Source organism: Streptomyces sp. NPDC059895 (genome assembly GCF_042731035.1).
In the GTDB taxonomy this organism is placed as follows: Bacteria; Actinomycetota; Actinomycetes; order Streptomycetales; family Streptomycetaceae; genus Streptomyces.
Window position 1 is genome coordinate 113,882 of sequence record NZ_JBHWKO010000017.1, and the last position, 18,678, is coordinate 132,559.

General features: G+C 71.7%; 18 protein-coding genes. 16 read left to right on the forward strand and 2 right to left on the reverse strand.

The features are described from left to right. Nucleotides 1-296: 296 nt before the first annotated feature. Nucleotides 297-710 (reverse strand): cupin domain-containing protein, encoded by a 414-nt coding sequence (locus ACFV9M_RS21120; protein WP_385075916.1) that lies wholly within the window; start codon nucleotides 708-710, stop codon nucleotides 297-299. 241 nt (nucleotides 711-951) lie between these two features. Here ACFV9M_RS21120 and ACFV9M_RS21125 point away from each other — a divergent pair, with 241 nt between their 5' ends. The 12 genes from ACFV9M_RS21125 to ACFV9M_RS21180 all read left to right on the forward strand — a co-directional run bounded on the left by ACFV9M_RS21125 (nucleotide 952) and on the right by ACFV9M_RS21180 (nucleotide 12,522). Further along, a complete protein-coding gene (locus ACFV9M_RS21125) occupies nucleotides 952-1,515 on the forward strand; it encodes a carboxymuconolactone decarboxylase family protein (RefSeq protein ID WP_385075943.1) in 564 nt (187 codons plus the stop codon). A gap of 38 nt (nucleotides 1,516-1,553) precedes the next feature. Then, nucleotides 1,554-3,098 carry a sugar ABC transporter ATP-binding protein gene (locus ACFV9M_RS21130; RefSeq protein ID WP_385075919.1) on the forward strand — a complete coding sequence of 515 codons (1,545 nt, stop codon included), beginning with the start codon at nucleotides 1,554-1,556 and terminating at the stop codon, nucleotides 3,096-3,098. Next, on the forward strand, nucleotides 3,095-4,114 hold the full coding sequence (locus ACFV9M_RS21135) for an ABC transporter permease (protein ID WP_385075921.1): 1,020 nt from the start codon (nucleotides 3,095-3,097) through the stop codon (nucleotides 4,112-4,114). The genes ACFV9M_RS21130 and ACFV9M_RS21135 overlap by 4 nt, the downstream gene beginning before the upstream one ends. A gap of 359 nt (nucleotides 4,115-4,473) precedes the next feature. Next, nucleotides 4,474-5,439 (forward strand): sugar ABC transporter substrate-binding protein, encoded by a 966-nt coding sequence (locus ACFV9M_RS21140; protein WP_385075945.1) that lies wholly within the window; start codon nucleotides 4,474-4,476, stop codon nucleotides 5,437-5,439. A gap of 167 nt (nucleotides 5,440-5,606) precedes the next feature. Further along, the gene (locus ACFV9M_RS21145; protein WP_385075923.1) at nucleotides 5,607-6,515 is read left to right on the forward strand and encodes a LysR family transcriptional regulator; all 909 of its coding nucleotides are present in this window, start codon (nucleotides 5,607-5,609) and stop codon (nucleotides 6,513-6,515) included. Nucleotides 6,516-6,634: 119 nt separating this feature from the next. Next, entirely contained in the window at nucleotides 6,635-7,555 is a 921-nt protein-coding gene (locus ACFV9M_RS21150; RefSeq protein ID WP_385075924.1) for a VOC family protein, read from the forward strand. 48 nt (nucleotides 7,556-7,603) lie between these two features. Beyond that, nucleotides 7,604-9,052, forward strand: a complete 1,449-nt coding sequence (locus tag ACFV9M_RS21155; protein ID WP_385075926.1) for an NAD-dependent succinate-semialdehyde dehydrogenase — start codon at nucleotides 7,604-7,606, stop codon at nucleotides 9,050-9,052. Then, complete coding sequence (locus ACFV9M_RS21160) at nucleotides 9,049-9,846, forward strand: fumarylacetoacetate hydrolase family protein (protein ID WP_385075928.1); 798 nt, start codon at nucleotides 9,049-9,051, stop codon at nucleotides 9,844-9,846. The genes ACFV9M_RS21155 and ACFV9M_RS21160 overlap by 4 nt, the downstream gene beginning before the upstream one ends. After that, entirely contained in the window at nucleotides 9,843-10,214 is a 372-nt protein-coding gene (locus ACFV9M_RS21165) for a VOC family protein (protein WP_385075930.1), read from the forward strand. The genes ACFV9M_RS21160 and ACFV9M_RS21165 overlap by 4 nt, the downstream gene beginning before the upstream one ends. A gap of 24 nt (nucleotides 10,215-10,238) precedes the next feature. Next, nucleotides 10,239-11,024, forward strand: a complete 786-nt coding sequence (locus tag ACFV9M_RS21170) for an alpha/beta fold hydrolase (RefSeq protein WP_385075932.1) — start codon at nucleotides 10,239-10,241, stop codon at nucleotides 11,022-11,024. Continuing rightward, the gene (locus tag ACFV9M_RS21175; RefSeq protein WP_385075935.1) at nucleotides 11,021-11,488 is read left to right on the forward strand and encodes a heme-binding protein; all 468 of its coding nucleotides are present in this window, start codon (nucleotides 11,021-11,023) and stop codon (nucleotides 11,486-11,488) included. The genes ACFV9M_RS21170 and ACFV9M_RS21175 overlap by 4 nt, the downstream gene beginning before the upstream one ends. A gap of 5 nt (nucleotides 11,489-11,493) precedes the next feature. After that, nucleotides 11,494-12,522 (forward strand): methionine synthase II (cobalamin-independent)-like protein, encoded by a 1,029-nt coding sequence (locus ACFV9M_RS21180; RefSeq protein WP_385075937.1) that lies wholly within the window; start codon nucleotides 11,494-11,496, stop codon nucleotides 12,520-12,522. Between the two features lie 143 nt (nucleotides 12,523-12,665). On the opposite strand, the gene ACFV9M_RS21185 is transcribed toward ACFV9M_RS21180, so the two are convergent. Then, nucleotides 12,666-12,953: a putative quinol monooxygenase gene (locus tag ACFV9M_RS21185; protein WP_385071493.1), complete on the reverse strand. Its 288-nt coding sequence runs from the start codon at nucleotides 12,951-12,953 to the stop codon at nucleotides 12,666-12,668. Between the two features lie 218 nt (nucleotides 12,954-13,171). Here ACFV9M_RS21185 and ACFV9M_RS21190 point away from each other — a divergent pair, with 218 nt between their 5' ends. From ACFV9M_RS21190 to ACFV9M_RS21205, 4 genes are all read left to right on the forward strand, one after another. After that, a complete protein-coding gene (locus tag ACFV9M_RS21190) occupies nucleotides 13,172-14,620 on the forward strand; it encodes an aldehyde dehydrogenase family protein (RefSeq protein WP_385071496.1) in 1,449 nt (482 codons plus the stop codon). Between the two features lie 36 nt (nucleotides 14,621-14,656). Beyond that, nucleotides 14,657-15,865, forward strand: coding sequence for an L-2-hydroxyglutarate oxidase (gene lhgO / locus ACFV9M_RS21195; protein ID WP_385071499.1), 1,209 nt, complete (start codon nucleotides 14,657-14,659; stop codon nucleotides 15,863-15,865). A gap of 205 nt (nucleotides 15,866-16,070) precedes the next feature. Next, a complete protein-coding gene (locus ACFV9M_RS21200; RefSeq protein ID WP_385071502.1) occupies nucleotides 16,071-16,931 on the forward strand; it encodes an amidohydrolase family protein in 861 nt (286 codons plus the stop codon). A gap of 13 nt (nucleotides 16,932-16,944) precedes the next feature. Continuing rightward, nucleotides 16,945-18,675 (forward strand): thiamine pyrophosphate-dependent enzyme, encoded by a 1,731-nt coding sequence (locus ACFV9M_RS21205; RefSeq protein WP_385071505.1) that lies wholly within the window; start codon nucleotides 16,945-16,947, stop codon nucleotides 18,673-18,675. Nucleotides 18,676-18,678: the final 3 nt, after the last annotated feature.

Genomic DNA, 18,678 nt, shown 5'->3' on the forward strand with positions numbered 1-18,678 from the left:
GGGGCCATGGCGCACGGCGGTCCGCCGCGCGCCTCGACGGGACCGTCCGGCGGCACGGTACAGGGCGCCTGCCGACCGCCCTCGGCGGCAGCCGGCGGACCGGTGACCGCCCTCGGTGGTAGGCGGCGGACTTGCGACCCCCTCGGTGGTAGGCAGCGGACCGGTGACCGCCCTCGGTGTAGGCGGCGGATCTGCGACCGCCCCCGGCCGCACCCGGCCGTCCGGTGCGCGTGCCGCCCGGGAGGGCGCGGAGCGCGTGGACGGGTGGGGGCGGGGGCGGGCGGGCCGTGCGGCGTCTACTCGTCCGACCCCATCTGGTCCTCCGCCGACAGGTGCTCCACCGTCTGCCCCGTCTCGGTGAACGTGCGCGTGACGTGCCCCGACGAGTACACCCACAGGATGCGCAGCGGGCGGTCGCCGATGTTGCGGAAGAGGTGGGGGATGGGGGAGGGGATGTACGTCGTGTCGTACTGCTCCAGCTTGGTCACCTCGCCGTCGACCCACACCTCCGCCTCGCCGTCGAGGATCGTGACGTGCTCGTCGCAGTTGTGGGAGTGCAGGGGCGCCCCGGAGCCGACCGGGTAGACGCTCATCCCGCTGGTGATCCGGTTCTCCCCGTTCGCCGACGGGGTGGTGATCAGCGGCGTCGTCACGACGGCGCCGCCGCGGTCGAGCAGCGGCACCGACGCGACCTTGATGATGGTGGTCATCCGGAGTCCTCGTTCCTCTCCACTTCGCAAGGCATTGCGTCGAACGACGTTAGGTCGCCGTCCCGTGAATGGGGGGCCTCCGCCGTGCAGCTTTACCTTGCGCTCCGAGATGGGTGAGCCGCTCGAACACGGCTGTACCTTCACCTGGCACCGCACGGCTTTCGGACCCGTGCCCGTAATGCGCTGGAAAGAAAAGGCAGGTATCGGCCAGATGAGGCTCCCCGTACTCGACGAGAAGCAAATGGACGCGCGGCAGCAGGAGCTGGCCGCCCGCATCGCCGGCCGCCGTGGTGCCGTCCGCGGTCCCTTCCGGGTCTGGCTGCACAGCCCGGAGATGTGCGAGCGGGCCGAGTCCCTCGGCGCCTTCGCCCGTTTCGACTGCAGCCTTCCCAAGCACCTGCGCGAGCTGACCCTGCTGATGGCCGCCCGCAACTGGGACGCGCAGTACTCCTGGAACGCCCACGTCCACCAGGCGATCGAGGCCGGCATCCCGGAGGCCGCCGTCAAGGCGATCGCCGAGAAGCGGGAGGCGGTCTTCGACAACGAAGCCGATCAGGCCTTCTACCAGTTCTGCCGGGAGATCCTGGAGGAGCACTTCGTCACCGACGAGACCTTCGCCCGCGCCCACGAGCACTTCGGCTCCAAGGGCCTGGTGGACACCATCGGCGCGCTCGGCAACTTCACCATGCTCGGCATGTGCCTGAACACCTTCCAGGTGGACCTCCAGGCCGACAAGGAGCCCCCGTTCCCGGACGTCCGCGGCTACGGCCGGGTCGCCCCCGACACGGACCCCTCCCAGCCGTGAGCCCGCTGACCGACCCGGGCGCACCGGAAGGAACCGCCGTGACCCCGACGACGACCCCGGCCCGGGCCGGGGCGGCCGACGGCACCGGCGCGGAGCCGCGCGCCGTGCTGCGGGTGCGCGGCGTGACCAAGCGCTTCGGCGGTGCCCTGGCCCTCAAGGGCGTCGACCTCGACCTGTACCCGGGCGAGGTGCACGCGCTGATGGGCATGAACGGGGCCGGCAAGTCGACCCTGGTGCAGGTCCTCGCGGGCGTCCACCAGGCCGACGGCGGCACCGTGGAGGTCGACGGCGCGCCGCAGTCCGGCCTGAGCGTGCGCAAGGCCCGCAAGCTCGGCATCTCCTTCGTGCCGCAGCGCCGGGAACTCGCCATGGGGCTGACCGTCGCGGAGAACGTCCTGCTGGGCGACCTGCCGACCCGGGGCCGCGCGGTGAGCTGGCGGACGGTCCGCGCGCAGGCGGCGGCCGCCCTGGCCGGGCTCGGCATCGACATCGCCGTCGACCGCGTCGCGGGCACCCTGACCGTGGCCGAACAGACCATGGTGGAGGTGGCGCGCGAGGTCCGCCGGGGCGGCCGGGTGCTGATCCTGGACGAGCCGACCGCGTGTCTGAGCGCCAAGGACGCCGACCGGATCCGCGGCCTGGTGCGCAGGCTGCGGGACGAGGGCGTGGCCATCGTCTACATCTCGCACTACATCGACGAGGTGATGGCGGTCGCGGACCGGGTCACGGTCCTGCGGGACGGCCGGCTGGTGCGCAGCGCGCCCGCGACGGAGATGGACGCCGCGGGCCTGGTGCGCAGCATGGTCGGACGGGACGTGGTCTCCACCCGCCCCGAGCGCCCCGCGCCGAAGGAGGACAGCGGCCTCACCGTCCGCGGTCTGTCCCACGGGCGGGCCATCCAGGACTTCGCGGTCCAGGTGCGCAAGGGCGAGATCGTCGCCGTCCTCGGGCCGGCCGGCGACGCCCAGTCCCGCCTGTTCGACCTGCTGTCCGGCCGGCAGCGCCCGGACACCGGCGAGATCCACGTCGACGGCCGCCGGATCCCCCTGGGCCGGGTCCGCGCCTCCCTCGCCGGCGGTCTGCGCTGTGTCACGGGCGACCGCCGGGCGCTGGGCCTGGTGGCGGGGCTGTCCCTGGACGAGAACCTGATGATGGCGGGCGACCGGTTCGCGCGGCGGCGGCTGCACCGCCGTGGCGAACTCGCCCGCCGGGCCGCCCCGCTGCGCGACAACTACGGCGTGGTCGCCCTCACCGGCAACCCGCCGGTCGGTTCCCTCTCCGGCGGCAACCAGCAGAAGGTGCTGCTCGGCAAGTGGCTGGAGACCGAGCCGGTCGCCTGCTTCCTGGAGGACCCGACCAACGGCGTGGACGTGGCCGCCATGGCCGACATCCACACCCTCGTCGACGACCTCGCCGCCCGCGGCGTGGCCGTACTGCTCGCCTCCTCCTCCGCCGAGGAGGTCATGCGCCTGGCCGACCGGGTCGTCGTCGTGAGCGCCGGCCGCACGGTCGCCGAACACGACATCACCGCCATCACCCGCGACGAACTCGTCGCGACCGCTCTCGGAGGTCAACCGCAGTGAGCCTCAAAACCCCCTCCGCCTCCCCGGACGTCGCGGCCGACGCACCGCCGGGCAAGCCCTCGGGCCTCACCTCCGGCAAGCTGCTGCACATACCCCACGGCGGTCTGATCCTCGTCCTCGTGCTCGTGGCGGTCTTCACCGCCGTGCAGGCGGACTCCTTCACCACCTCGCAGAACCTGCTCAACGTGCTGCGGCAGGTCAGCGTCAACGCCGTCATCGCGGCCGGGCTGACCCTGCTGATGACCTCGGGCGGCATGGACTTCTCCATGGGCAGCAACGCGGCCGTGACGCTCTCGGTCGCCGCGCAGCTGCTGCACAGCGGCTGGTCCACCCCGGCGGTGGTCGTCGTCAGTCTGGCGCTCGCCACCGCGATCGGCCTGGTGAACGGCCTGGTGGTGACCTTCACGCGGGTCGCCCCGTTCGTCGCCACGCTCGCCTCCGCGATGCTGCTGGACGGTGTCGCCCTGCTGGTCCTGGACGGCATGAGCGTCACCATCGGCGACAAGATGACCGGCCTGGGCAACGACAAGCTCGCCGGCATCCCGTACCTCACCGTCGTCGCCGTGCTCGTGCTGGCGCTGGTCGGCGTGACGATGAAGTTCACGACCTTCGGCCGGGACGCCTTCGCCATGGGCGGCAACGAGCACGTCGCCCGGCTCAGCGGCATCAACGTCCCGGCCCGCAAGCTGGCGCTGTACGCGCTCGCCGGTGTGCTGGCGGGCCTGGCGGGCCTGATGCTGCTGTCGCGGCTGGGCGCCGCGGCGCCCAACACGGCGGGCCTGATGACGCAGCTGACCGCCGTCGCCGCCGTGGTGATCGGTGGGACCTCGCTCGCGGGCGGCCACGGCACGGTCCTCGGTACGGTCCTCGGCGTGGTCCTCCTGGGCGTCGTCGCCAACGCCCTCAACCTGCTCCAGGTCAACAGCAACTACCAGTACGTCGTCACCGGCGGCGTCCTGCTGGTCGCGGCGGTCATCAACGAGTTCCAGCGGAAGTCCGCACCCGGCGGCCACTGACCCGCCGCCGGCCCACGGCCACCGACCCGCCGCCGGCCCACGGCCACCGACCCGCCGCCGGCCCACGGCCACCGACCCGCCGCCGGCCCACGGTCACTGAGCCCGCCGCCGGCCCACGGTCACCGACCCGCCGCCACTGACCCCCGGCCAGTGTCCCGCGGCCGCCGACCCGCGGCCGCCGACCCGCGGCCCCGGACGCGCTGCCGCCGGCTCGCCGCCGAGCCGGCCGACGCCCGTCCCGCACCCCCCGTTCAGCACCCGCCCCCCGCTCCGCGCCCGCCCCACCCGTGCGCGCGCACCCCCCACCAGCACCGCACCTTCTCTTCAACGACGCAGGAAAGGCCTACCCCATGAAGCCCATGAAGCCCATCGCCAGATCCCGCCGTGTCACCGCGGCCTCGCTCGTCGGCGTCGCCGCCCTGGTGCTCTCGGGATGCGGCTCCCAGGACGAGGGCGGCAGCGGCGCCTCGGGCGGATCCGTGTCCCTCGGGTTCGTCAACGGCTCCAACACGCACTTCCACACCTGTCTGCTGAAGGCGGTCGAACAGGAGGCCGAGGCCCAGGACGCCAAGGTCTACTCGGCCAACTCCAAGCAGGACGCCGGTACCGAACTGTCCAACATCGAGGACATGATCGCCCGGAACGTGGACGCCCTGATCGTCCAGACCGTGAACGTGGACGCCCTGGAGGGCGACATCGCCAAGGCCAAGGCGGCCGGCGTGCCGATCTACCTCACCTCGGTGGCCACCTCGGACATGGACGACGTCCTCGGCGCGGCCGTGGTCGACCTGAAGAAGGTCGGCGGCATGGACGCGGACTGGATCGAGAAGGACGCCGCGGGCAAGGACGTGAAGGTCGGCATCGTCGCCGGCGCCCCGGGTGCCGCCTCCGACCTGCTGGTGGGCGGGTTCAAGGACGCGCTGCCGGCCACCGCCAAGGTGGTCGCCAACCAGCCCGGTATGTTCAACCCGGCCAAGGCGCAGGACGTGGCCGAGAACATGATCCAGGCCAACCCCGACCTCGACTACGCCTTCGTGGCCAACGAGGAGATGGCGTTTGCGGTCCGAAAGGCCTTTGACGCGGCCGGCGCCAAGGATGTCAAGATCGTGTCCGTGAACGGAACCGAGGACGGCGTCGCGGCGGTCGAGGACGGCCGCCTGTCCGCGACCGTCGCGAACTCCGCGCTGACCATCGGGCAGACCGCCGTGAAGAGCACCGTCGGCCTGCTCGACAAGAAAGAGGGTGTTGACAAAATATCCGACATTCCTCTTGTGTTGGTCACGAAGGACAACGTGAGTGAGGCTCCCCAGTACTGCCCCAAGTAGGGCCCCCACCGGGAACCGGCGCCCCCGCACCGCGTCCGAGCCGCATCATTTCCGCCCCAGGGCCGCCCTGTCCCGCAGCCGATGCCGAGACAGCGTGGCCTTGCGGCGGACCCTTCGCTTCCCGCCATCCGTCGCCGGTCGGGCGGGGAGTGCCGTCGGAGGAAAACATGGATCGCTTGCTCCTCATGCACAGTTTCGTCACCGTCGCCCAGGCCGGGAGTTTCAACGGGGCCGCCAAGAAACTCGGCTCCTCGGGTTCCCTGGTCTCCCGGCACGTCGCCGAACTGGAACGACAGGTGGGGGTCCGCCTGGTCAACCGCACCGCCCGATCGGTGAGCCTGACCGAACCGGGACAGCGGTACGCCGAATTCGCCGCCCGCATCCTGGACGAGATCGAGGCGCAGGACGCGGCGATCGCCGACTCCCACGACCGTGCGGAGGGCACGCTCAGCATCATCTGCCCGAAGTGGATAGGCAGCCTGGACCTCGGTGACGCGATAGCCGCCTTTTCCTCGGCCCACCCGAAAATCCAGGTCCGGTTCGAACTCGGCGGAATGTCCGACCGCACCTACGACTTCCTGGACAGCGGATTCGACATCGCCTTCCACACACGGGACCTGCGCGACTCCAGCGTCCGCCTGAAGAAGATCGCCTCGCTGCCGTTCGTGCTGTGCGCCTCGGCGGACTACATCGAGCGGCGCGGCACCCTCGCGCACCCCAACGACGTCGCCCACCACGACTGTCTGGTGCACGTCAACGACCCGGTCTGGCGCATCGGCCACGGACACGCCAGCACCCTGCACAAGATCCGCAACATCGCCTTCTCGTCCAACTCCTACCTCGCCCTGCAGAAGGCCGCCGTGCACGGCCGCGGCATCGCCCTGCTGCCCCAGCGGCCGGCCTACGACGACCTCGTCTCCGGCGCCCTGCGGGTGCTGCTGCCGGACCTCGCGGTCCCCGACCGCCCGCTCTACGCCATCTACGGCCCCGGCCAGGACACCCCGCGCAAGATCAGCGTGTTCCTGGACTTCCTCTCCGAGTGGTTCTCGCAGAACCCCATTCCGGCGATCCGGTAGCCGGCGTCGGTGACGGGACGCGGGCGCAACTAAGGATTGCGCGTTCCGTAGAGCTCGGGCCATTGAGGCCCCGGCGACCCCAAACCTACGCTCACCTGGCGACCCGGAAACGAGGAATCATGGGAATCCAGAGAATCGAATCGGTCACGTACGGCATCGCCGACCTCGACGAGTGCGTCCGGTTCTTCGACGACTTCGGTCTGTTCCTGGTGGAGCGGACCGACGAACACGCGGTGTTCGAGACACTCACCGGGCAGACGCTCCACCTCGACACCGACCCCGGCCCGCTGCTGCCCCCGCCGGTGGAGGACGGACCCACCCTGCGCGAGGTCGTGTGGGGCGTCGACACCCGCGAGGAACTGCGCCGGCTGGTGGACGCCGTCGGCCGCGACCACGCGGTGCGCGAGAGCGCCGACGGGGTCTTCCGCACCGTCGACCGCAGCGGCTTCGGCGTGGGCCTCACCCTCGCCCGGCCGAAGGGGACGGCCGTCGAGCCCCGGCCCGCCAACGCCCTGGGCGCGGTCAACCGCTGGAACACCGCCCTGGAGCCGCTCACCCGCGCCTACCCGCTGCGGATGTGCCATGTGGCGCTGAACATCGCGAAGGAGGGCAGGGAGGAAGCGGTCGCCTTCTACACCGACCTCCTGGGCTTCCGCCCCACCGACGTCGTCGAGCCCATGGGCGTCTTCATGCAGGCCCCCGGCGACGACGACCAGCACACCATGCTGCTGTGCCACCGCCCCGACCGCGTGGGCGTCAACCACATCGCCTACGAGGTGCCCGGCTTCGACGACGTGATCGAGGGCGGCAACCACATGATCGAACGGGGCTGGCGGGAGGCGCGCAAGCTCGGCCGGCACACCATCGGCTCCAACGTCTTCCGCTTCCTGCACGCGCCGTGCGGAGGCCGCGTGGAGTACGCCGCCGACATGGACCGCGTCGACGACACCTACGAGACCCGCGTCCACGAGACGACCCCGCCCCACCACATCTGGGCCCTGCGCACCAACCGAGACCAGGACGCCGCCACCGGCGCCTGAGTCCCCACGGCACCCCGACTCACCCCCAGCCTGAGAGGGCACCCACCCATGACCACCGACCACGGCTACCCCGCCGTCCGCCTGTACATCGCCGGCGAGTGGTGCCAGGGCGGTACCGGAGGTACCGCCCCGATCGTGAACCCGGCCACCGAGGAGGTGATCGGAGAAGTACCCCTGGCCACCCCCGCCGACCTGGACCGCGCGCTCGACGCCGCCGCGGAGGGCTTCGAGATCTGGCGCGCCACGCCCATAGCCGAGCGCACCGCGATCCTGCACGCCGCCGCCGACCTGCTCACCGAGCGCGCCGCCGAGGTCGGGCGGATCATGACCCTGGAGCAGGGCAAGCCCCTCGCGGAGGCCACCGGCGAGGCCCGCCGGGTCGCCGGCACCCTGCGCTGGCACGCCGACGACGCCCGCCGCGCCTACGGCCGCATCATCCCCTCCGCCCCCGGCACCGTGCTGTCCGTGCGCCGCGAGCCGATCGGCCCCGTCGCCGCCTTCGTGCCGTGGAACTTCCCGGCCGGCGGCCCCATGCGCAAGATCTCCTCCGCGCTGGCGGCCGGCTGCTCCCTCGTCATCAAGGCCTCGGAGGAGACCCCGGCCACCGCCATGGAGCTGGTGCGCTGCTTCGCCGACGCCGGACTGCCGGCCGGCGTGCTGAACCTGGTCTTCGGCGAGCCCGCCGAGGTCTCCGCCCACCTGATCGCCTCCCCGGTGATCCGCCTGGTCGCCTTCACCGGCTCCGTCCCCGTCGGCAAGCTCCTCGCCGCCCGGGCCGGCGAGGTGATGAAGCCGTCGCTGATGGAGCTGGGCGGCCACGCCCCCGTGATCGTCTGCGCGGACGCCGACCCGGTGAAGGCCGCCCGCAGGGCCGCCCAGGCGAAGTTCGCCAACGCCGGCCAGGTCTGCACCTCGCCCAGCCGCTTCCTCGTCCACGAGAGCGTCGTCGAGGAGTTCACCGCCGAGTTCGTGAAGGCGGCGGAGGCCGTCGTCGTCGGTGACGGGCTGGCCGAGGGCACCACCATGGGCCCGCTCGCCAACGAGCGCCGGCTGAAGGCGCTGGAGCGGCTCACCGCCGACGCCGTCGCCCGCGGCGCCAAGGTCCTCACCGGAGGCGACCGCCCGGACCGCGCCGGCTACTTCTTCGCGCCGACCGTCCTGACCGACGTACCCGAGGACGCCGAACTGCTGCGCGAGGAGCCGTTCGGGCCGATCGCACCGATCCTGCCGTTCACCGACCTCGACGACGCGCTTGCGATCGCGAATTCGCTGCCGTACGGGCTGGCCGCCTACGGCTTCACCGACTCCGCCGCGACCGTCGAGAAGCTGTCCGGCGAGCTGGAGGCCGGCATCCTGTCGATCAACCACTGCGGCGGCTCCGTCCACGAGGCGCCCTCCGGCGGCGTCAAGGACAGCGGCTACGGCCGCGAGGGCGGCCCCGAGGCGCTCGACGCCTACCTGGTCACCAAGCGCGTCTCCCACCTGCTGGCGCCATGAGGTACGCGCGCGTCTCGGTCGGCGGCCGCGCCGTGTGGGGCCGGGTGGGGGAGGACGACGTCGAGCTGCTGTCCGGCTCCCCGCTGGAGGGCGAGACCCAGGTCATCGGCACGGTGCGGCGGGAGACGGCCGTCTGGCTGCCGCCCGTCGTCCCGCCCGTCTTCTACGCCGTCGGCATGAACTACCCCCGGCACATCGAGCACGCGGCGAAGCTCGGCAACGCCGCCGCCGTCATGCCGGAGCGCCCCGAGGTCGGCTACCGGGCCAACAACGCGCTCACCGGCCACCTCGCGCCGATCGTCAGGCCGGCGGAGGTGCAGGGGCGGTTCGAGGCCGAGCCCGAACTCGTCGCCGTCATCGGCCGCACCCTGCGGCACGCCACCCACGAGGAGGCCCGCAAGTCCGTCTTCGGCTGGACGATCGGCAACGACATCAGCGCCCGCACCTGGCAGCACCAGGACCGCACCTTCTGGCGCAGCAAGAACAGCGACACCTTCAAGCCCATGGGCCCGTGGATCGAGACCGACGTCGACGCCCTGGCCCAGACGACCACGCTGCGCGTCAACGGCGAGGAGAAGGCCTCCTTCCCCACCGGCGACATGGTCTTCGACCCCTTCGACTTCATCGTCGAGATCACCCGGCACATCACCATGCACCCCGGTGACGTGCTGTGGATGGGCGCCGAGTCGACCTGCCAGATCGAGCCGGGGGACACGGTGTCGGTCGAGATCAGCGGCATCGGCGTGCTGTCCAACCCCGTTCAATTGGAAGAGGAACAAGGGAAACGGCCATGAGTGCAGAACCCCGCTACATCCACCACGTCAACTTCCCCACCACCGACCCCGACCGCACCGCCGAGTGGTACTCCAAGGTCTTCGGCATGAAGCGGATCCAGCCCAAGTCCAACACCCGCGTGGTGCTGATGACCCGGGGCAACTTCGACCTGCACTTCACGCCGGTCGAGGAGATGGAGCGCATGGCGCCCTACCACTTCGCCGTCGAGGTCGACGACTGGGACGACTTCCTCGCCCACCTCAAGGAGCTGGGCATCCGGCACACCCGCCCCATCCAGCGCCCCGAGAACCAGTCGAAGTTCTGCTACATCCACGACCCCGACCACACCATGATCGAGCTGGTCCACCACGCCAAGCGCCCCAACTGACCGGCCGCTGAGGAGCCCCCTTCCATGCCCTACGTCGACTCCGACGGCACCTCCCTCTACTACGAGCGCCACGGCAGCGGTCCGGCGATCATGTTCGTGCACGGCAGCGGCGGTCACCACGCCGCCTGGTGGCAGCAAGTGGCCGCACTGCGCGACGAGTTCACCGTCGTCACGATCGACCTGCGCGGCTTCGGCAAGTCCGACTCGTCCATGCCCGAGTTCGACGGCCAGGACTTCCCCGGTGACGTCGTCGCCGTCCTCGACCACGAGGACCTCACCGACGTCATGCTGGTCGGCCAGTCCATCGGCTCCGTCGCCGCGCTCCGGGCCGGTCTGCTGCGCCCCGAGCGCGTCTCCTCCGTCGTCCTCGGCCACTCCCTCGGCGGCATCAGCCACGCCGAGCTGAAGGAGCTGGCCGCCGCCGACCGCGCCGAGGCCGTCAAGCTCCCCGTCATCGACCGCCTGCTGACCAAGCCGTTCCAGCGGGACCGCGCCGACCTGACCTTCCTGTTCCAGCAGATGGGCACCTTCAACGTCGCCCGGATGCAGGACCTGCGCAACCTGGACACCAACGGCCCCTCCCTGGAGGAGATCGAGGTTTCCGGCGTCAAGGTCGCCTTCCTCGCGGGCGAGAAGGACGCGGTCCTCGGCGTCAAGACGGTCACCCGTGCCCACGAACTCCTGGCCGGCTCGCACCTGGAGATCGTCCCCGGCGCCCCGCACTCCATGTACTGGGAGACGCCCGGCGCCTACAACGAGGCCGTCGCCCGTCTGCGCCGCACCCTCACCGCACCTAAGGAAGCCGCATGACCAGCCTGACCCTGGCCGCCGCCGAGGAGATCATCGAAGCCGCCCACCAGCGGGCCCAGGCCGTCGGCAAGGCGGTGAGCGTCGCCGTGGTGGACGCCGGCGGCTTCCCCGTCGCCATCCGCCGCCCGGACGGGGCCCGCCCCCTCACCCCGGACATTGCCCGCGCCAAGGCGTACACCGCCGCGATCATGCAGCGTCCGGGCACGATGCTGAAGAAGTGGCAGGAGAGCCAGCCCGTCTTCTTCTCCCAGCTCTCCCAGCTGCCCGGCGCGGCCCTGCCGATCATGGCCGCCGAGGGCAGCGTCACCATCAAGAAGGACGGCGAGATCATCGGCGGCCTCGGCATCGCCGGCGGCACCGCGGACGAGGACCAGCAGATCGCCGAGGAGGTCCTCGCCTCCCTGGGCTACGAGCTGGAGTTCGCCGCCTGGGGCGTCGCGGGCAAGCCGGCCGGAAAGGACTGACCACCATGGCGGACACGTTCAACTACCGCATCGACCACCACGGCAGCCTGGTCCGCCCGGCCGAGCTCACCGCCGCCCGCGCGGCAGGCGACCCCGAGGCGCTCAGGGCGGCCGAACTGAAGGCGGTCGAGGAGGCGGTCGTCCTCCAGCGCAAGCTGCGCTCCACCGTCGTGACCGACGGCGACTATCCCCGCGAGGACTTCCGCAGCGCCGTCCTCGACTCCGTCTCCGGCTTCCGCCGCACGGACGAGGTGGACTCCGACGGCCTGGTCCGCTGGGTCGCCGAGTCCCTGCCCAAGGCCAACGGCCCGCTGCTCGCCGACTGGGCCGCCCGGCTCGCCGACCAGACGGTGATCGCCCCCAAGGCGTCCCTGCCGTCCCCCGCCTACCTCGCGGCCACCACCTTCCGGCCCGGCCTCGGCGTGGCCTCCGCCCGCGAACTCGGCGAGGCCCTCGCGGAGATCGTCCAGGCCGAGATCGCCCTGCTGGTCTCCCGGGGCGTACGGCTCATCCAGCTCAACAACCCGCTGCTGCTCGGCCAGGTGGCCACCGACCCGGCCGACCCGGGCGCGCTGTCCTTCGAGGACGCCCTCGCCGTCGAGGCGCTGGCGGTCCGGCTGGACGAGCGGCCCGAGGGCGTCCGCATCGGCGTCGCCCCCGGCTGGACGGCCCCCGCTGAGGTGGACCGGGCCCGCGCCGAGAAGCTGTACGGCGAGGTCGCCGCCGACCGCTGGATCCTGCCGTTCGACCAGGGCACCCCGGCCGAGCTCGACCTGGTCCGGGCGCTGCCGGAGGACCGGGACGTCTGCCTGGGCGTGGTCGACGCCACCGTCCCGGAGCTGGAGGACATCGACACGGTGATGAGCCGTATCGACGCGGTCGGCGAGGTCAAGGACCTGGAGGACGCCGCCGTCTCCCCCTCCCGCGGCTTCGCCGACGTGGCGAGCCGGCCGCTGCTGGACGCGGAGGGCCAGCGCAGGAAGATCGTGCTGGTGGAGACCATCGCCCGCTACTGCTGGGGCAACGAGTTCTGAGCAGCGGGGAAGGGCCGGGCGACTCCGGGGGGGGGGCCCCCCCCCCCCCCCCCCCGGGGGCCCCCCCCCCCCCCCCCCGGGGGGCGGCGCGGGGCGGCGCGGGGGGCGGCCGCCCGGCCCTTCCGCCGTGGCCGCGGTGTGCCTCACAGCACCTCGGCGAACGTCACCGCCCGGTCCGTCAGCAGCGGCCACACCGTCTCCACGATCAGCTCCTCGAAGTGGCCGGCCGCCTTGTGCGCCTCGAAGCCGGCCCGGTCGGCGTACCGCTCGTACAGCAGGAAGCCACCCGGCTCCCCCTCGACGGCGTGCACCTCGTACGTCTCGTTCGCCGGCTCCGCCCGGGTGTGCTCGCGCACCTTCAGCAGCGCGGCGCGCACGCTCGCCTCGTCCTCGGGTGCGCAGCGGTAGTGGGCGACGACTGCGTAGGCCATGTCCGTATCTCCTCACCAGTGCTTCCCCGGAGACCCTTCGCAGGCCTCCGGCCTGCCGATTCCAGCACGGAACGCGCGTCCGCCCACCCGCGCGCGGCGCAATCAATGACTGCCGCCGCGGGGCTGGCGGCACCGCCCCGCCATGGTGTGTTGTCGCTTCCGGCCCCAGCTCAGACCGCAGCGCCCCGCACCGCGGCCGACGAAGGAAGTGACCCGACATGCGTACCGTGGAAACCCTCTCCGGCGGGGAGTGGGTGGCGACCGGCGAATGGATCGACGTCCTCGACCCCGCCGATGTCCGCACCCCGATCGCCCGCATCCCCGCCCTCACCGCCAAGGACGTGACGCGGGCCTTCGACCACGCCGAGCGCGGCTTCGCCGTCTGGAAGCGCACCAGCCCCTTCGAGCGGGCCCGCGTCTTCACCGACGCGGCCCGGCTGATCCGCGACCGGGTCGGGGAGATCGCCGCCGACGTCACCGCGGAGAACGGCAAGACCCTGGCCGAGGCCACCGGCGAGACCCTCAAGGCCGCCGACTTCCTCGACTACTACGCGGGCCTCGCCCGCCAGGGCTACGGCACCCTCCTGCACGACGTACGGCCCGACCACCGCACGCACACCCAGCGCGAGCCGATCGGCGTGATCCTGGTGATCAGCCCGTGGAACGACCCGCTGATCACCCCGGCGCGCAAGCTCGCCCCGCTGCTCGCGGCCGGCAACGCGGCCGTGTTCAAGCCGGCCACCGAGACCCCGCTGTCCGGACTGCACTTCGCGCGTGCCCTGCACGACGCCGGCCTGCCCGCCGGAGTCCTCAACGTGGTCACCGGCCGGACCGCCGAGATCGAGGAGGCGCTCCTGGACGACCCGCGGATCGTCGGCATCACCTTCACCGGCTCCAACGCGATCGGCAACCGCATCCGCCGCCGCCTCGCCGACCGCAACGTCCGCTTCCAGGGCGAGCTCGGCGGCAAGAACGCCACGGTCGTGCTGCGGGACGCCGATCTGCCGGCCGCCGCCAAGGCCGTCGTCGCGGCCTCCTTCGGCCAGGCCGGCCAGCGCTGCACCGCCACCAGCCGCGTCATCGTCGACCAGCCGGTGTACGAGGAGTTCACCCGGCTCCTCGTCGCCGAGGTCGAGGCGCTGAAGGTCGGCCCGGGCAGCGACCCGCAGACCACCCTGTGCCCGCTGTCCAGCCCCAAGCAGCGCGACAGCGTCCTCGCCGACCTGGCCCGGGCCGTCGAGCAGGGCGCGACCGTGCTCACCGGCGGCCGGGCGGACACCGAGGGCGACCGGGCGCACGGCTGCTACGTGCAGCCGACCGTACTGGCCGGCGTCACCCCCGAGACGGCGATCTGGCGCGAGGAGGTCTTCGGGCCGGTCCTCGCCCTGCGCGAGGTGGCCGGCTTCGACGCGGCCGTCGAGGCCGTCAACGACTCCGACTTCGGGCTCGCCGCCGCCGTCTTCACCCGCGACCTCACCTCCGCGTACCGCTTCGCCGACGAGGCGGAGTGCGGCCAGGTCGCCGTCAACACCACCACCACCGGCTGGGACGTCCACCTGCCCTTCGGCGGGTTCCGCGACTCCGGCACGGCCTACAAGGAGCAGGGCGAGGAAGTCCTGCGCTTCTCCACGCGCGTCAAGACGGTCGCCGTCCACTTCGGCGCCTGACGATCGGGAGCAGCGAGAAGAGAGAGGAGGATGCCGATGGCTGACGAGACGATCGGCGTCGTCGGCGCCGGCATCGTGGGTCTGGCCACGGCCCGCGAGATCGCCCTGAGCCGGCCCGGCACCCGGGTCGTGGTCTTCGAGAAGGAGCGGGAGGTCTCGCTCCACCAGACCGGCCACAACTCGGGCGTGGTGCACGCCGGCATCTACTACACGCCCGGCAGCCTCAAGGCCGACCTGTGCGTGCGCGGAGTGTCCCTGCTGCGCGAGTACTGCCAGGACCGGCAGCTGCCGTACCAGGAGATCGGCAAGCTGGTCGTCGCGGTCCGCGAGGACGAGCTGGGCCGGATGGACGCGCTCTACGAGCGGGCCCGGAACAACCACGTGCCCGACCTGAGGAGGATCTCCAAGGAGGAGATCCGGGATCTCGAACCCAACGCCGGCGGCATCGCCGCCCTGCACTCGCCGCGCACCGCGATCACCGACTACCCGGCGATCGCCCGCGCCTTCGCCCAGGACGTCACCGACGCCGGCGGCGAGGTGCGGCTCGGCTTCCCGGTCACCGGCATCACCAACGTGCCGGGCGGCATCGAGGTGGCCTCCGGGCAGCAGCGCGTGCGCGTGGACCGGCTGATCCTCTGCGCCGGTCTGCACTCCGACACCGTCGCGCACCTCGCGCAGGACAAGCAGGAGCCGAGGATCATCCCGTTCCGGGGCGAGTACATGCTGCTCAAGCCGGACCGGACGGCCCTGGTGCGGGGCCTGATCTACCCGGTGCCCGACCCGCGCTACCCGTTCCTGGGCGTCCACTTCACGCCCCGCGTGGACGGCTCGGTGGAGGTCGGCCCCAACGCCGTCCTGGCCCTGGCCAGGGAGGGCTACACCCGGACCAGGGTCTCCCCGCGGGACCTGCTCGGACTCGCCCGCTACCCCGGCGCCTGGAAGATGGCCGCCCAGCACTGGCGCACCGGCATCAAGGAGTACCGCGGCTCCTTCTCCATGGCGGCCTTCATGAAGGACGCCAGGCTGTACGTCCCCGGCGTCGGCGTGCAGGACGTCGTACGCGGCGGTGCGGGCGTGCGCGCCCAGGCCCTGGACCGGGACGGAACCCTCGTGGACGACTTCCGCATCCACCAGGTGGGCCGTATCACCGCGGTGCGCAACGCGCCCTCGCCGGCCGCGACGGCCTCCATGGCGATCGCCGAGCACATCGTCGACGCCGTGTTCAAGGACGCTTCCGCAACCTGAAAGTGCCCTGCGTGCAGCGCACTTTCACGCAACAACAGCTTGCGCTCCCAGGGGCTCCGCAAGGCCTCACCACCCGCCTAGCGTTCCCTCCGCAACGCCCCACCGCCGGGCACCGCCGATCGGCTCCCCCCGATCGCCCCACGAACCCGGCTCCACATACCCAGCTCCACGTATCCAGCTCCACCAACAGAAAGAAGTACGGGACATGTTCGTCGTCGACACCCAGATCCACATCTGGAAGGAAGAGACCCCGGACCGCCCCTGGGTCCCGGGCGCCAGGGAGCGCATCCGGCTCAACGGCCACCGCGAGGACCCCTTCTCCTACGAGGAGGCCCTGGAGCTGATGGACGAGGCCGGCGTCAACCGCGCGCTGATCCTCCCGCCGTCCTGGGAGGGCGACCGCATCGACTACGCCCTCGAGGCCTGCGAGGCGCACCCCGACCGGTTCGGCATCATGGCCCGCATCCCGCAGAACAAGCCCGAAGAGGGCAAGGCCATGCTGAAGGACTTCGCGCAGAACCCGCACGTCAAGGGCACGCGCCTGACCTTCCACCGGCCGATCGACCGCAACTGGATGATCGACGGCACCAACGACTGGTACTGGCCGATCGCCGAGGAGCTGCGCATCCCGACGATGGTGCACGCCCCGATCTGGAAGAAGGAGCTCGGCGAGATCGCCGCCAAGCACCCCGAGCTGAAGATCATCATCGACCACATGGGCATCATGGCCCGCTGCGTCGACGACGCGATCGGATACTGGGTGGCGGAGACCGCCGACCTGGCCGCCCACCCGAACATCTACGTCAAGGTCTCGGCGCTGCCGGGCTACTCGACGCAGCCGTTCCCGAACAACAACATCCAGAAGTACGTGCGCGAGATGGTCGACAAGCTGGGCCCGCAGCGCTGCTTCTACGGCACCGACATCACGCGGCTCCTGGGCCACGGGATCACGTACACCGACACGATCGAGCAGTTCACCAAGCACTGGGACTTCACGCCCGAGGAGCTGGAGTGGATCATGGGCCGCGGTATCTCCGAGGTCCTGAACTGGCCGATCGAGGGCTGAGGAAGCACCAGAGATGACGGACAGCAACAACACGCCAGGCGCCGACGGCGGTGACGGCGGTGCCGCCTTCGTATCCGCCTTCAACGCCGTCGGCGCCGACTACCTCTTCTGCTCATCGGGGTCCGAATGGGCCCCGGTGTGGGAGTCGCTGGCCCGCCGCCACCGCGACGGCGAGCCGGCCCCGCAGTACCTGGACCTGACCCACGAGACCGTCGCCGTCGGTATGGCCACCGGCTACGGACTCGTCAAGCGCCGCCCCCAGGGGGTGCTGCTGCACGCGGCCCCCGGCCTGCTCCAGGGGTCGATGGCGGTGCACGGCGCGCTCCTCGCGGGCGTGCCCATGGTGGTCACCTCCTCGGAGTCCACCACGTACGGCGACGCCCCCGGCCACGACCCGGGCGGCCAGTGGTACCGCAACCTGTCGATCGTGGGCGGCCCGCACGGCATCGCCCAGCCGTTCACCAAGTGGTCGAACGAGGCGGCCAGCGTGCACACGCTGCCCACCATGATCACGCGGGCGGCGGAACTGTCCTGGCGCGCCCCGGCCGGCCCCGCGTACCTGAACATCCCGCTGGAGATCCTCCTTCAGGAGTGGGACGGCCGCGAGGCCAAGCCGATCGTCGCCCCGGGCTCCACGCACAGCTCGCCGGAGGAGGTCGACCCGGTCGCGCAGCTGATCCGGGAGGCCCGCAACCCGGTGATCGTGACGGAGACGGCCGGCCGGGAGGCGGGCGGCTTCGAGGCCCTGACGGCCTTCGCCGAGGCCTGGAACATCCCGGTCGTCGAGCCCGACTCCGCGGTGTGCGGCAACTTCCCGCGCACCCACCGGCTGCACGCCGGCACCGACATCGGCCCGTGGATGGACACGGCTGACCTGATCCTGCTGGTCAACTGCCGCGTCCCGTTCTACCCGCCGAGCCGCAAGCCCTCCCGGGCGAAGATCGTCGTCATCGACGAGGTCCCGCAGCGCCCGCACGTCGTCTACCAGGTCCTGTTCGCGGACACGTACCTGGAGGGCAACGTCACCAACACCCTGCGCCAGCTCACCAAGCGCGCCAAGGAGCTGGACGAGGCGGCCGTCGCCGAGCGCCTCGCCGCGCAGGAGGCCCGGTTCGCGGCCGAGCAGGCCGCCGTCGCGCAGGCCGAGACGAAGGCCGGGGAGCGGGCCGGGGACGCCGAGGGCGTCGACCCGGTGCTGGTCGCCGCCACACTGCGCAGGCTGCTCGACGGCAAGGACGGCATCGTCGTCGACGAGACGATCACCCACAGCCGGATCGTCAAGCGGCACCTGCGCACCGACGCCCCCGACTCGTACTTCTACGTGCAGGGCGGCCTCGGCCAGGGCATCGCGGTCGCGCTCGGCGTCAAGCTGGCCGCACCCGACCGCCCGGTGGTCTTCACCGTCGGCGACGGGGCCTTCGCCTACAACCCGGTCATCCAGTCGTACGACGCCAGCAAGGCGTACGACCTGCCGGTGCTGATCGTGGTGTTCAACAACCGCGTCTACAAGTCGATGAACCTCAACCACCGCAGGTTCTACCCCGAGGGCGCGGCCGCCGAGACCGGCGAGTGGCTCGGCACCGACCTGCACCGACTGCCCCGACTGGCCCAGTTCGCCGAGCCGTTCGGGATGCACACCGAGACCGTCGACACGACCGAGGCCCTGGCGCCCGCGCTGGAGCGCGCCCTCAAGGCCGTGGCGGAGGGCACCACCGCCGTCGTCGACGTCCTCGTCACCCGCTGAACC

What these genes read in the sequence shown, in the direction of transcription:
- ACFV9M_RS21120 (WP_385075916.1), bottom strand. Translation starts at nt 710, where the DNA reads ATGACCACCATCATCAAGGTCGCGTCGGTGCCGCTGCTCGACCGCGGC.
- ACFV9M_RS21125 (WP_385075943.1), top strand. Translation starts at nt 952, where the DNA reads ATGGACGCGCGGCAGCAGGAGCTGGCCGCCCGCATCGCCGGCCGCCGT.
- ACFV9M_RS21140 (WP_385075945.1), top strand. Translation starts at nt 4,474, where the DNA reads ATGAAGCCCATCGCCAGATCCCGCCGTGTCACCGCGGCCTCGCTCGTC.
- ACFV9M_RS21145 (WP_385075923.1), top strand. Translation starts at nt 5,607, where the DNA reads ATGGATCGCTTGCTCCTCATGCACAGTTTCGTCACCGTCGCCCAGGCC.
- ACFV9M_RS21150 (WP_385075924.1), top strand. Translation starts at nt 6,635, where the DNA reads ATGGGAATCCAGAGAATCGAATCGGTCACGTACGGCATCGCCGACCTC.
- ACFV9M_RS21155 (WP_385075926.1), top strand. Translation starts at nt 7,604, where the DNA reads ATGACCACCGACCACGGCTACCCCGCCGTCCGCCTGTACATCGCCGGC.
- ACFV9M_RS21160 (WP_385075928.1), top strand. Translation starts at nt 9,049, where the DNA reads ATGAGGTACGCGCGCGTCTCGGTCGGCGGCCGCGCCGTGTGGGGCCGG.
- ACFV9M_RS21165 (WP_385075930.1), top strand. Translation starts at nt 9,843, where the DNA reads ATGAGTGCAGAACCCCGCTACATCCACCACGTCAACTTCCCCACCACC.
- ACFV9M_RS21170 (WP_385075932.1), top strand. Translation starts at nt 10,239, where the DNA reads ATGCCCTACGTCGACTCCGACGGCACCTCCCTCTACTACGAGCGCCAC.
- ACFV9M_RS21175 (WP_385075935.1), top strand. Translation starts at nt 11,021, where the DNA reads ATGACCAGCCTGACCCTGGCCGCCGCCGAGGAGATCATCGAAGCCGCC.
- ACFV9M_RS21180 (WP_385075937.1), top strand. Translation starts at nt 11,494, where the DNA reads ATGGCGGACACGTTCAACTACCGCATCGACCACCACGGCAGCCTGGTC.
- ACFV9M_RS21185 (WP_385071493.1), bottom strand. Translation starts at nt 12,953, where the DNA reads ATGGCCTACGCAGTCGTCGCCCACTACCGCTGCGCACCCGAGGACGAG.
- ACFV9M_RS21190 (WP_385071496.1), top strand. Translation starts at nt 13,172, where the DNA reads ATGCGTACCGTGGAAACCCTCTCCGGCGGGGAGTGGGTGGCGACCGGC.
- lhgO (WP_385071499.1), top strand. Translation starts at nt 14,657, where the DNA reads ATGGCTGACGAGACGATCGGCGTCGTCGGCGCCGGCATCGTGGGTCTG.
- ACFV9M_RS21200 (WP_385071502.1), top strand. Translation starts at nt 16,071, where the DNA reads ATGTTCGTCGTCGACACCCAGATCCACATCTGGAAGGAAGAGACCCCG.
- ACFV9M_RS21205 (WP_385071505.1), top strand. Translation starts at nt 16,945, where the DNA reads ATGACGGACAGCAACAACACGCCAGGCGCCGACGGCGGTGACGGCGGT.